Origin of the sequence: Arthrobacter glacialis, from assembly GCF_002909415.1 — a bacterium.
Taxonomy (GTDB): domain Bacteria; phylum Actinomycetota; class Actinomycetes; order Actinomycetales; family Micrococcaceae; genus Specibacter; species Specibacter glacialis.
The window spans coordinates 187,669-200,557 of record NZ_PPXB01000007.1 but is presented as its reverse complement, the minus strand read 5'-3'; the positions used below and the strand labels follow the sequence as shown (position 1 = coordinate 200,557).

Below are 12,889 nucleotides of genomic sequence, written 5' to 3'. Positions count from 1 at the left end.
CCCTAGTGCGGGTGAAACTGGTGCGGATGAAGTGCTTTTCGGGGAGCTGCTGGGGGATGGTTCGGGTTATGTTGACGGTGTGGTCGATGGCATCCCAGACAGTCCTGAACGGGATTATCTGGACCAGTTGGCGGCCATCAGGGCGCACCAACTGATCACTGACCCGCCCATGCCCGGGGCCACCATCTTGCTCACGGTGCCGTTCCTGGGGGCGCTGGGCATCACCGATGAACCCGCGCAACTGGTGGGCAGCAGTGCCAGCTCCGGCCCAGTGCCAGAAAGCATTGCCCGGAAACTTGCCGCCGATGCCGGCACGTTCCTGCGCGTGCTCACTGATCCGATCAGTGGTGAACCGTTGGGGTTGAACCCTGAGCGGTACAGGATGCGCGAGAGTGAGAAGGCTGTGCTGCGCGCCCTGGCGCAGGGCTGTTACTACCTGAACTGCACCAACCCCGTCATGGACACCGAAACAGACCACGTCACCGCGTGGGAGAAAGGCGGGGCCACCACAGCGGAGAATATGCGCCCGGCTTGCAAACGCCACCACCTCCTCAGACACTTCAAGGACGACAAAGACCGGCACGGGAACTACCGCGTCGATCAAGACCCCGACCGCCACCAGATCCGGCTACGCGGCTGGACACCCCTGATCGAAGCAGACGGGNGCGGCTGGACACCCCTGATCGAAGCAGACGGGCGAGTCGGATGGATCTCACCGTCCGGGAAATACCACCGCCCCCAGAACCGTGAACCACAATGGCCAGCGTTCCCCACATGGCTCAAGAAACGCCTCAACAAAACACTCAACCCCACCCGGCCCGACCCCACCAAGCTCACCAACCCCGCGTCCAGCCGCCGGGAACACCTCATCCTCAGATACCTCAAACGCCACCCACGCTGACAGCTCTATTGACACGTGAGGCGGCCCCTCAACCAGGAAAACAGAAAGCGCCATGTAGATGCCATAAAAAAGGCTGGGGCGGGTTCTGCACTTGCAGAACCCGCCCCAGCCTTTTTCATCTCAGCCAGCCACCTGGCTATTCAGCTCAGGTTGAGCCTCAACTGCGCACCTTACTAGCGACGGCGTCGCACCAGGCGGTTGCTGGTGATGGCACCGGCACCCAGCAGCAGGACCATGAGCGCTGCGATGACCGAACCATCCAACCCCATGGCACCTGTCTTGGCGAGTGTTCCACTTCCGGCAACACTGCCAGCCACAGCCACAGACTTACTGCCAGCGGTAGCACCTTCTGCACAGCCCAATTCAAAGGCCACCGTATCCAGCGCCTCTCCGGCAGCGTAGAAATCGGCAAACGGCGCAACGCCACTGGCGGCCAGGACAGCCTTGGCGCCGGAGGCTGAGTAGACCGTGCCGGCCGTGTTGAGGCCCGACGTGGAGAGGTCAAGCGTGGCCAGGACCACGCCGTCGTACTTGGTGTCGACACCAGGCTTGGCGCCAGCCGTGGCTGACTCCAGTGAACGGCTAACAACGTTGGCCTTGAGTGTTCCACTATTGCCATCCATGACCAGCGTGACGTTGTTGATGGTCACCGAGAGGACGGCGCCGGAACCGTAGTCATGGCCCTGGAATCGCGCCTCACCGTTGAACGCCACGGAACCGGTGCGCTTGGCTGGTTCAATGGTTCCCTTGCCCTTTGTGAAGGTGAAGACGGAATCCGCGCCAACCGTCGCACCGTTGAAGGTGATGTTGCCCTTGGCGATGTTGCCGGTGATGTACTTGCGGAAGGACTCCTTCACTCCCCAGGACAGCGTGCCGTCAACCACCGTGCCGTTGGTGCATTTGGCATCGGCGGTGGACTTCGTCGTCGGGCCCGTGGTTCCAGGCACTGCGGGCTTGGGCGTCACCGGGCCCACCACGGGTGCAGTGATCTGCAATTGCGCCGAAGCGCTTTGCACACCGGGAACCTCCACCGCAAGGAACTGCGCAGGAGCGGTTGCCTTTGTGGTCAGGGTGTACGTGCCGGCTTTTTGTGAAGCCGGGACAACCCAATTCCCGGCGAATGTTCCGTCAGCAGCCACCGTCAGCGGAACGGCAGGGGCACTGCCTTGAACCTCAAAACTCAGCGAGTCAAGAGGGGTGTTTGCCGGATAGAAATCAGCAAAAGCAGGAACGCCGGCTGCCGTCAAGATTGAGGGCAGGTTCTTGCCTGCCAAGCTTGAAGCATCCGCCGTGACTGCCGCGGTGTCAATGGTGGCCAGGGCAACGCCGGGGTAGCTCCTGGGGGCGCCTTCCAGGGACTTGCTGGTCATGTCGGCTACGAGCTGCTTGTTGTTCACATCAACACGAATGTTGCTGATATTCACCTGGAGCGCGCCGTCGTGGCCCGTCATGGAGACGGTACCGCCGAACGCGGCAAGCTTGGTGGTTGCATTGAAGCTGGCTGCGGGGAAATGGAAGCTGCCATCAGCGTTTACCGTGGCGCCTTCGCTGGGCGTGATTTCGCCCTTGGCGATGGACCCCTGGACGTAGTTGCGGAAGGTCTCCTTCAGACCCCAATCCAGACCACCCGTTGCCCCCGTGGAGGGTGCCCCAATTTCCAGAGCCTCACCGCCCAGGTCAAAGGTCAGTGCGCTGCCTGGCGCGAAGTTGGCGCCCGTCAAGGCCAAGCTCTTGCCTGCCTCAACGCTCATGGCACCGAGATTCAGAACAGGCTTCACGTCCGGAACTTCAGGCTCGGTAATGACCGGAGCCGACGGATCAGCCCATGCGAGTTCCACAAATGCATCCTGGGTGCGGTCGGATGAGTAGTCATGGTCCTTGTTGTCTTCGTCGCGGGGCGAATTGAAGGTGGCAACAAAGAGCTTGTTGGCAACGGCTGTGTAGCCGCCGTTCTCAAAAACAGTTGTCACGGAGAACTCAATTGGACCAAAGGCACCCAAGCCATCTGTTGTTACCAACTGGGCGCGTTCATAGACGGCGGGCCGGCTTTCGCCTCCCGGTCCTTGTGCCACCTCGGCAACGTAGACGGCACGATTGGCGGCGTATCCGGTGCCGGAAACCATAACCTTGCTGTCATGCTTCAGACCGGTTGCGGGCTCAACTTTCAGCACAGGCTTAGTGGCCGGCACCTCAGGCGTGCCCACGGTTACGGGTGCGTAGAGTTCCTGCGCAGCATTCGTGNGCGAGTCGGATGGATCTCACCGTCCGGGAAATACCACCGCCCCCAGAACCGTGAACCACAATGGCCAGCGTTCCCCACATGGCTCAAGAAACGCCTCAACAAAACACTCAACCCCACCCGGCCCGACCTCACCACACCCAGCCCCATGGAACAACTCATTCTCAGATACCTCAAACACCACCCACACTGACAGCGTCGCCGGCGACTCCGGCATTGGCCCATAAAGACATTTCGTTGTCCAGCCCTTGCCTTGATCTCGGCCGCAGCGGGGACGTGCTGGTGGACGCCGGGGCCCGGGCGCCCGGCAGCAGATCAGCCGCACGCTGGCGACCCTGAGCCCAGGGGTGCGCCCCTGAGGCGAAATTGGGGGGTTTACCCCATAGCCCGGCGCCCCGTGTCCACGTAGCGTTGGTGCCATGAGTAACCACAGCACCAAAGCCCCAGCACCTGTTTTGGCTGATGGACCGGAACAGCGCCAGACAGCTGGTGGCCGTTGTGGGTGATCTCAACACAATCTTTGGGGCCCTGACAGATCTCCTGCTGGGAGCGGCAGGTCAGCCATGGATCTATCTGGTGGTTGTTCTTGGCTGCATCATTGACGGCTTTTTCCCGCCCTTTCCCAGCGAGGCCATTGTGGTGGGCCTTGCATCCTTGATGCTCGCCCCGGGGGGACCGGAGCCGTGGTTGTTGCTGCCGGCGGCAGCACTGGGGGCATTTATTGGGGACAACGTTGCCTACGGGATCGGCCGGCGAGTGGGCACCACACGATTCAAGTGGATGAGGGCCCCCATCATGGTGCGCTCCTTTGACCGAGTGGGCCAAAAGCTCGAGCAGCGGGCCGTGTCCTTCATCCTCGTGGCCCGGTTCCTCCCCGTTGTCCGGGTTGCTGTGAATCTCACGGCCGGCGCAACGGGCTACTCACGCAAATGCTTCATGGCCATAACGGCATTCTCAGCCACCCTGTGGGCGGGCTACTCACTGGGCATCGGTGTCCTGGCCGGGACATGGTTCCAGGACAGTCCCATGCTGGGGCTCGTGGTGGCCATCGTCATCGCTGCGCTGCTCGGTCTCATCGCGGACTGGGTGGCCGGACTCTTCCGCCGCAAGGCAAAGCTGGGCACTCCCGCGAACGCCGTTGTGGCGGCCGAGTCGGGCCAGGACCAGCTCGTCAGCCGCTAAATCCTCGCCGAGCGGGCAGTAGTTGTTGATGTTTTCGTGAAACATCAACAACTACTGCCCGTTCGACATGCGCAGTCAGCCTAGGGCCGCAGTTCCTGCGCAATGGCCAGCAGTTCCTGGGCCGAGGCATCCCAGCTGAAGGTTGCCGCCTGTGCCACGGACGCCGCGGACCTTGCCGACCAATCGGGCTGGGAGTCCAGGGCCCGCACGGCCGCGGCAAAGCCTGACGGCGAATCGGCCGGCGCGTAGTGCGCGGCGGTGCCGCCCACTTCCCGGAAAATCTCGGTGTCGGCAACAATTACTGGGGTACCCAGCGCCATGGCCTCAACCAACGGCAATCCGTAGCCCTCGGCCCTGCTCAGGGTGACCAGCGCCGTGGTGCGCAGGAGCAGCTCGTCATATTCGGCGTCGCTGACGCCATTGTGAAACACCACCTTCGCCCCTGATGGAACCAGGGCCGTCAGCTCGGCCCGGCGTTCGGCGGTGATGCGGCTGAGTAGGTTCAGCGTAAAGTCGGGCAGCTCCGCCATGCCGCGAATCAACGTCTCCACGTTCTTGTACGGCATGAACGAGCCCATGTACGCGAGCGACTTCTCCGGGGGCACAGCCGGATCCCGGGGCGTTCTCTCACCCTGTGGCGCATTGCCAATGATCCGCACGGGACGCTTGGTGAGGCGGTGCTTGCGCATCAGCCCCAGGGTTGTCTGGCTGATGGTGGCCACCACGTTGGCGCGGTTGAGCAGCACCCGCTGGGGCCAGTACGCCTTGTGGTAGAGGCGCCACAGCACCCGCACAGGTGCCGGAAGGAAGCCCGGAGGGGCGGGGTGCTCGTAGTAGATGAGGTCGTGCAGGGTCAGCACCAGCGGGTATTTGCGTCCCCAGCTGCCCATGGTTTGCATGGGGCAAAACACCAGATCTGCACGCAGTTTGTTCACATGCCTGGACACGAAGAGTTCCAACGGTGACAGCGGGGAGTTGATCTTCACCCATGGCAGATCAGGCAAAAGAGCCAGCTGGCGTTCGTCGTGAATCAGCATGGTCACCTCGGCATAAGGTGCGACGGCGGCCATGAGGCTTGCGCCGTAACGGCTGATGCCGTCGTGGTGGTCCATGCGGGTGAAACGGGCATCCATGACGATGTGCGGTTTGCTTGATGAGACGGGCGTGCTCACGGGGCGGGGTGCCTTTCCAGGAAGTCTGTAATGGCAGCGGCTGCCGGTTCGGGTGTTTCGTAGTGGATCAGGTGGCCCACATTCTCAATGACCACCAGTTCCCCCTGCGGCAGCAATTCGGCGAGCTTGTGCTGGTGGGGGAGCGTGGCAATTTCATCCTGTGCACCGGCAATCAACAAGGTGGGCAGCTGCAGTTGGGCGGCCACTTCACGCACTGTTCCGCTAACGGAGGCCCGAAAGGATTCAAGCAGCATGTCCCGGTCGGCGAAGCCGCTGAAATAGGCGTGATGCTGGCCATGAATGAACGCCAGCAGTTCCGGCTCCCGGGTCTTGGCCATGGTCACACTCATGATGTGGACCACCAGTTTGCTGCGCAACACGGCGTTGCCCAAGGGCGCTGGGAGTTTGGCCGAGGCCCAGTAATAGAACACTGCCAGCTTGGTCATGATGCCCTTGGGCCCCTCCAAGGCGGGGGAAGCAATGGGGTTGACCAGGATCAGCGGGTAGACCCGGCCGGGATGCTTGGCCACGAAGTGGCTGACCACAATGGACCCGAAGGAGTGGCCCAGCAACACGGTGTCGGGACCCAAATTCAGGGCCGTCAGGAACTGGTCAAGAAAATCACCATAGCCGGCAATGTCATGCGACCGGTCGGCCGCCCCGCCAGAAGCAAAAGCGGGGGACGCGCCAAATCCTGGCAAGTCGGCCATGATGATGCGGTAGTCCGGGAGCAGCTCAACCACACGCTCCAGTCCATGGTGGTCGCCGCGGAAACCATGCACCATGACAATGGTGCGGGCGTCGGTTCCGGGGCCAGTGGCGGCGTACTCCCAATAGTGCACAGGGGTTCCTGCCAGCTCAAGAATATGGGCACTTTCCCGATCGGCCAGGTCCACGGCGATACCTGAGGTCAACGGCGTCGTACTTCTTTTCACAGCCATTCCTAATTCATCAGCTTGGGGTCGGACCCGGAACGCTGGCCACTCTCCAGTGCGGCGATGCGGGCCATGTCAGACTCGCTCAAGGCGAAGTCAAAGACATGCAGGTTCTGCTGGATTCGCGCGGCGGTGCTGGCCTTGGGAATCACCAGATGCCCCGACTGCACATGCCAGCGCAGCACAATTTGGGCCGTGGTGCGGCCATGCGCAGCGGCAAGCTCGGCCAGTACGGGATCAGTCAAAATGCTGCCACGAGCTAAGGGGCTCCACGCCTGGGTGGCGATGCCAAGCGAGGCATGCAGGGCGCGCAGTTCGGTTTGTGGCAGCCACGGGTGGAGCTCCACCTGGTTCACGGCGGGCACCACATCGCAGGCATCCAGCACCTGCGCCAAGTGCTCCGCCTCGAAGTTGCTCACACCAATGGCCCGCACACGGCCCTGCTGATACAGCGTCTCAAGGGCTTTGTAGGTGGGGACGAACAGCTCACGCTCGGGGCACGGCCAGTGGATCAGGAACATGTCAAGGTAGTCCAGGCCAAGGCGGGCCATACTGGCGTCAAAGGCGGCCAGGGTGGAATCGTAGCCGTGCTCGGTGTTCCACACCTTGGAGGTCACAAAGAGCTGCTCGCGGGGTGTTCCGGCGGCAACGGCGCCGGTGATTGCTGCACCAACACCCTCCTCATTGGCGTAGAGCGCCGCAGTGTCCACGGTCCGGTAGCCGGCATCCAGTGCCGTAGAGACAAGGTCTGCGCAATCCTCGGCCGGAACCTTGTATACGCCGAAGCCGAGAACGTCGATGCTGACACCATTATTAAGCGTGTATTTGGGGGAGCGATGCATAGTTATGACTTTACCCATTCCGGGCGCGTGCCCTGGCATTGCCGCGCGGCTCAGAGGCCGTCCAAACCATGCAGGAAGCCAAAGATGGGGTCTGAGGACGGGCTGCTCTGCTCCACCAACTCGCGCGCTGTTGTCTCATCCAGAATCAGGTCGGTGACCAGCCCGGCGGCGAGTGCGCCGCGCAGTCCGGTGATCTTCTTGGGGCCTGAGACAACGCATATTCGACGCCGGACCTTGCGCAGGTTGTCCAGGCTGGGTCCGCTGGAACGGTCGTTGAGAATGATGCCGGCGTCGCTGCCATCGGAGCGGAAAAACACAGTGGCCACATCCCCGGCCACCCCGCTGGCATCCAGTGCGTCTAAGTCGGTGGTGTCCAGGTAGCCGCCGGAATAGACGTGGCTGGGAATTTCGGCATCCATGGAGCCCACACCAAAGATGGCGATGGTCATGCGTTCCTGGAGGTCCAGGATGCGCCGGACACTGCGCTCCTGCCACATCATCTTCTTGGTTTCGGCATGGTCAAAGAACGCGGGGACGGGGAACTGCTCCACCTTTGCGCCGTAGGCCGTGCCAAAGCGGCGGATGATCTCCGAGGCGTAGGTGATGCCCGAGGTTTGGGTGTTGCCAGCCCCGTTGAGCTGGACAATGGTGGTTCCGTGGGTGGTTTTGCGGGTCAGGTGGCGGCTGACGGTGCTCACGGTGGATCCCCAAGCCACACCGATGACGGCGTTGGACCCCACCAGGGGGCCAATGGTGCGGGCCGCCTGCATGCTGACACGTTCCAGCACCTCCACTTCGCTGAGCATGTCCGATACCGGCACCACGTGAACCTCCACCTTGTGCCGGTTGCGGATGACGCGTTCCAACTCTGGAGCCCGGTCCGAAGGGGTCTTGATTTGGATCTGGACCAAACCGCTTTCCCGGGCTAAAGATAGGAGCCTGGAGACAGTGGATCGGGAGGTCCGCAATTCGCGTGCAATGGCGTCCATTGTCTGGTCCTGCAAGTAGTACATTTGTGCAGCCCGGAGCGCATCTTGCTGTCTCGTTCGCTTGGAAGCCATGGGATATCAACCCTTTCTGCACATTTGTGCATCCCTGTTGACTATATTTTCCATCTGTTCAAACAATAATGGGAATAGGCGCGCAAGGCGCAAACCAACAGGACTCGAATGAGGTCGATGTGAGAATCCTAGGCAACGCTGGCAAGAACCATGATTCACAGGATGTGCACCCGGCGGTGCGCGCCCAGGTGGAGGCTTTGAAAGAGCGTCCCCGCGCCAGCGTGTTGATCATTGGCGGCGGCATCAACGGTGTTGGCACTTTCCGCGATCTTGCCCTGCAGGGTGTTGACGTGGCGTTGGTGGAACGCGGCGATTACTGCCAAGGTGCCTCCGGCGCCTCCTCCCACATGATCCATGGCGGCATCCGCTACCTGGAAAATGGCGAGTTCCGGCTGGTTAAGGAATCAGTCATGGAGCGCAACGGCCTGCTGAAGATCGCACCCCATTACGTCAAGCCGCTGCAGACAACCATCCCCATCTTCAGCACCTTCTCCGGCATCCTCAGTGCCCCCATGCGTTTTTTGACCCACAAGCAGGGCAAACCCCAGGAGCGCGGTGCCTTCCTGATCAAGGTTGGCCTGTCACTGTACGATGCGTTCTCCCGCGACGGTGGCACGGTTCCCCGCCACGATTTCAAGGGCCGCAAGAAGGCCCTGACGGAGCTTCCCCAGCTGCACCCGGGCATCAAGTACGCAGCCACGTACTATGACGCGTCCGTGCACAACCCCGAGCGTCTTACCCTCGATGTCCTCCAGGACGGGGAAAAGGCAGGCCTGAGCACGGCCGGAAATTCCAAGGCCCGCGCCACCAATTACTTGGCAGTCACGGGAGTCAAGGACGACGGCGTCGAACTCACCGACCAGCTCACCGGCGAATCCTTCACCTTCAGCGCCGACGTCATCGTCAACACCACAGGTGCGTGGGTGGACATGACCAACGCGGACATGGGTGCGGCCACCCGCTTCATGGGCGGCACCAAGGGTTCACACATTGTGCTGGACCACCCCGGACTGTTGGCAGCCTGCAACGGCCGCGAAATTTTCTTCGAACACACAGATGGCCGCATCGTGTTGATCTACCCCATGGGTGACAGGGTCCTGGTGGGCACCACGGATGTCAACGCGGACATGAACGCGGATGCTGTCTGCACGGAAGAGGAGATTGACTACTTCTTCGATCTAGTGGGCCATGTGTTCCCCAATGTTCTGGTCACCCGCGAAGACATTGTCTACAGCTTTGCCGGCGTGCGCCCCCTGCCCCGCCATGACGAGACAGCCCCGGGCTTCGTATCCCGCGACTACCGCATTGAACGCGCAGACCGCACCATCGCCGGCTCAGCCGTTGCGGTACTCAGCCTGGTAGGTGGCAAGTGGACAACGTTCCGTGCCCTGTCCGAGCACATGACCAACGACGTCCTGGCCATTCTGGGCAAGAGCCGCAAGGTCAGCACAGCGAAGCTGCCTATTGGCGGCGGTGCCAACTTCCCTGCCACCGACGCAGCCATTGAGGCCTGGATTGCCGCTCACACCAGCGAGTCGGTTGACGCCGCACGGGCCGGGGTGCTGCTGACACGCTACGGCACACGCGCCCAGGATGTTCTGACATACCTCAACGCAGGCGTTGATACTGTCTTTGATTCCACTCGCGAATTGAGCAGCCGTGAGGTTGCCTTCATGGTGGAGAACGAACAGATCGGCCACCTCATTGACGTCATGATTCGCCGGACATCACTGGCCTTCCGTGGCCTGGTCACCAGCGAACTGCTGGCTGAGACAGCGCAGGCACTGGCGGCTCCGCTGGGATGGGACAGCGCCAAGGTGGCGGAAGAGATCCGCCACAGCATCGAGGTTCTGGACCGTTTCCACGGAGTCCAAGTGCAAAGCTTGATTGCCTAAGCCCCCGGGGGCGAAGGGGGCTCAAGAGGGTCACACACAGGTGTGCGCCTTTTAGTGAATTACCAACCAATAGGAGTCAAAGATGTCTCTTGGAATTGTGTTCCTGTCTGAAGTGATGGGAACCATGCTGCTGACCCTGCTGGGTTGTGGTGTTGTGGCCAACGTTGCCCTGAAGGGTAATAAGGGCAACGGTGGCGGTTTTCTCATGGTCAACTGGGGTTGGGGCCTGGCCGTCATGGCCGGTGTCTTTGTAGCCGCCAAATCCGGTGCCCATTTGAACCCGGCAGTAACTGTGGGAATTTTGGCCAATGGAAGTGCCGAATACGCGCCCGGCGTGGCAGTGAGCTTCGCCTCGACCATGACGTACTTTGGTGCTGAGATGCTCGGTGCCTTCATCGGTGCAGTGGTGTGCTGGCTGGCGTACAAGCAGCACTTTGATGGGGAGCCGGATGCCGCCACCAAGTTGGGTGTCTTCTCCACAGGTCCGGCCATTCGCAGCTACGGCTGGAACGTTGTCACCGAGATCATCGGCACCTTTGTTCTGGTCTTCGTGATCCTCCACTTTGGTGGCGGAGTTGCCGGACTTGGCCCGCTGCCGGTGGCCCTTTTGGTTGTTGGTATCGGCGCATCCCTCGGTGGACCCACAGGCTACGCCATCAACCCTGCCCGTGACCTTGGCCCCCGCATTGCCCATGCACTGCTGCCCATCAAGGGCAAGGGTGCCAGCGACTGGAGCTACGCCTGGGTTCCTGTTGTTGGCCCGTTGATTGGTGGCGCACTGGGTGGCTTGATGACCCGATGGATGCCCGACCTGCTGGCCGCTGTCTCCTAATCCCACTACTAGTTGTCCTAGTTCTAACAAAAGGAAACAATGATGTCTCAATATGTAATTGCTATTGACCAAGGAACCACCAGCAGCCGTGCGATCGTTTTCGATCACGATGGCAACATCGTCTCCACCGGCCAGCTTGAACATGAGCAGATTTTCCCCAAGGCCGGTTGGGTGGAGCATAACGCCGCAGAGATCTGGAACAACACCCGCGAGGTGATTGGCACAGCGTTGGCCCAAGCCAACCTGACCCGTCACGACATTGTGGGTGTGGGCATCACCAACCAGCGCGAAACGGCAGTTGTCTGGGACAAGAACACCGGCGTGCCGGTTTACAACGCCATCGTGTGGCAGGACACCCGCACGCAGGACATTGTGGATGAACTGGCAGCCGACGGCGGTGTGGAGCGTTTCAAGGCCAAGGTCGGTCTTCCGCTGGCCACCTACTTCTCCGGCACCAAGATCAAGTGGATCCTTGACAACGTTGAAGGCGCCCGCGCCCGCGCCGAAGCAGGGGACCTGCTCTTTGGCAACACCGACAGCTGGGTCACCTGGAACCTGACCGGTGGTCCGGACGGCGGCGTGCACATCACGGACGTCACCAACGCCTCCCGAACCTTGTTCATGGATCTGGAAACACTGTCCTGGGATGAAGAGATCTTGGCCATCTTTGGCGTGCCGAAGTCAATGATGCCGGCCATCAAGTCCTCATCCGAGGTCTATGGTCATGTTCACACGTCCCAGCTGCTGCGTGAAGTTCCCGTCGCGGGCATCCTGGGTGACCAGCAGGCAGCAACCTTTGGTCAGGCGGCCTTCGAGGCTGGCGAAGCCAAGAACACCTACGGCACCGGTTGCTTCCTGATCTTCAACACGGGCGAGGAAATCGTCCACTCGAAGAACGGCCTGCTCACCACGCTTGGCTACAAGCTCGGCGATGCCAAGCCCCACTACGCCCTTGAGGGTTCCATCGCCGTCACAGGTTCCTTGATCCAGTGGCTGCGCGACAACATCGGCATGATCAGCTCGGCCCCCGAAGTTGAAGAACTGGCTGCGGCGGTGGAGAACAATGGTGGCGTGTACATTGTCCCGGCGTTCTCCGGCCTGTTCGCCCCGTACTGGCGTGCCGACGCTCGTGGCGCCATTGTGGGACTCACCCGCTTTGTGAACAAGAACCACATTGCCCGTGCGGCCTTGGAGGCAACAGCTTTCCAGACCCGCGAGGTCCTTGACGCGGTCAACGCCGATTCCGGTGTGGATTTGACCGAGTTGAAGGTCGACGGCGGGATGGTCGCCAACGATGCCCTCATGCAGTTCCAGGCTGACATCCTGGGTGTGCCGGTGATCCGTCCCAAGGTCACCGAGACCACCGCGCTTGGAGCAGCCTACGCGGCTGGCCTGGCCGTTGGCTTCTGGAACGGTTTGGGCGAGTTGTCCTCCAACTGGGCTGAGGACAAGCGCTGGGAGCCGAACATGGATCCGGCAGAGCGCGACCGTCAGATGCGTCTTTGGAAGAAGGCCGTCACCAAGTCCATGGACTGGGTTGACGAGGACGTACTCTAAGCGCAAGTCATGACCGACGGCGGGCCCCACCCAGGTGGGCGTCCCGCCGTCGCGCTTTAACCCAGAACTTGTGCGTTGGACTGAATCCGGGTTCCGCGCACAAGCACTCATGCGCGGAACTCACTGCGAGTTCTCCGCATAAGTTCATGAGGGAGGGCTTTGGCTATGCGCTAAAGTAAAGGGGTGCAGACAAACCTTCTCCTTAGCTAGCCGCATTCCAAAGATGCGGTGCGCCCCTTGCTATGTCGAGGGGCTTTTGTGTGTAACGAGCTA

At 61.3% G+C, this 12,889-nt stretch carries 10 protein-coding genes; 5 read left to right on the top strand and 5 right to left on the bottom strand.

The features are described 5' to 3' along the window. The first annotated feature begins 169 nt into the window (after nt 1–169). The gene (locus CVS28_RS10945) at nt 170–901 is read left to right on the top strand and encodes an HNH endonuclease signature motif containing protein (protein WP_423716397.1); all 732 of its coding nucleotides are present in this window, start codon (nt 170–172) and stop codon (nt 899–901) included. 173 nt (nt 902–1,074) lie between these two features. On the opposite strand, the gene CVS28_RS10940 is transcribed toward CVS28_RS10945, so the two are convergent. Continuing rightward, entirely contained in the window at nt 1,075–3,072 is a 1,998-nt protein-coding gene (locus CVS28_RS10940; RefSeq protein ID WP_133159107.1) for an HtaA domain-containing protein, read from the bottom strand. Between the two features lie 530 nt (nt 3,073–3,602). Here CVS28_RS10940 and CVS28_RS10935 point away from each other — a divergent pair. Then, a complete protein-coding gene (locus tag CVS28_RS10935) occupies nt 3,603–4,322 on the top strand; it encodes a DedA family protein (RefSeq protein ID WP_103481513.1) in 720 nt (239 codons plus the stop codon). An 80-nt stretch (nt 4,323–4,402) separates the two neighbouring features. Here the strand turns inward: CVS28_RS10935 and CVS28_RS10930 are convergent, their stop codons facing one another. The 4 genes from CVS28_RS10930 to CVS28_RS10915 are packed head-to-tail and all read right to left on the bottom strand — an operon-like array spanning nt 4,403 to nt 8,260. Next, nucleotides 4,403–5,455 (bottom strand): glycosyltransferase family 4 protein, encoded by a 1,053-nt coding sequence (locus CVS28_RS10930; protein WP_103481534.1) that lies wholly within the window; start codon nt 5,453–5,455, stop codon nt 4,403–4,405. A gap of 35 nt (nt 5,456–5,490) precedes the next feature. Then, nucleotides 5,491–6,435 carry an alpha/beta fold hydrolase gene (locus CVS28_RS10925; RefSeq protein ID WP_103481512.1) on the bottom strand — a complete coding sequence of 315 codons (945 nt, stop codon included), beginning with the start codon at nt 6,433–6,435 and terminating at the stop codon, nt 5,491–5,493. Between the two features lie 2 nt (nt 6,436–6,437). Beyond that, complete coding sequence (locus tag CVS28_RS10920) at nt 6,438–7,271, bottom strand: aldo/keto reductase (RefSeq protein ID WP_103481511.1); 834 nt, start codon at nt 7,269–7,271, stop codon at nt 6,438–6,440. 50 nt (nt 7,272–7,321) lie between these two features. After that, on the bottom strand, nt 7,322–8,260 hold the full coding sequence (locus CVS28_RS10915; protein WP_370739504.1) for a sugar-binding transcriptional regulator: 939 nt from the start codon (nt 8,258–8,260) through the stop codon (nt 7,322–7,324). Between the two features lie 197 nt (nt 8,261–8,457). Between CVS28_RS10915 and CVS28_RS10910 the strand changes: the two genes are divergently transcribed. From CVS28_RS10910 to glpK, 3 genes are all read left to right on the top strand, one after another. Next, on the top strand, nt 8,458–10,227 hold the full coding sequence (locus CVS28_RS10910) for a glycerol-3-phosphate dehydrogenase/oxidase (RefSeq protein ID WP_423716396.1): 1,770 nt from the start codon (nt 8,458–8,460) through the stop codon (nt 10,225–10,227). A gap of 82 nt (nt 10,228–10,309) precedes the next feature. Next, nucleotides 10,310–11,059: an MIP/aquaporin family protein gene (locus CVS28_RS10905; protein ID WP_103481509.1), complete on the top strand. Its 750-nt coding sequence runs from the start codon at nt 10,310–10,312 to the stop codon at nt 11,057–11,059. A gap of 42 nt (nt 11,060–11,101) precedes the next feature. Next, on the top strand, nt 11,102–12,616 hold the full coding sequence (gene glpK, locus CVS28_RS10900) for a glycerol kinase GlpK (protein WP_103465826.1): 1,515 nt from the start codon (nt 11,102–11,104) through the stop codon (nt 12,614–12,616). Nucleotides 12,617–12,889 lie beyond the last annotated feature (273 nt).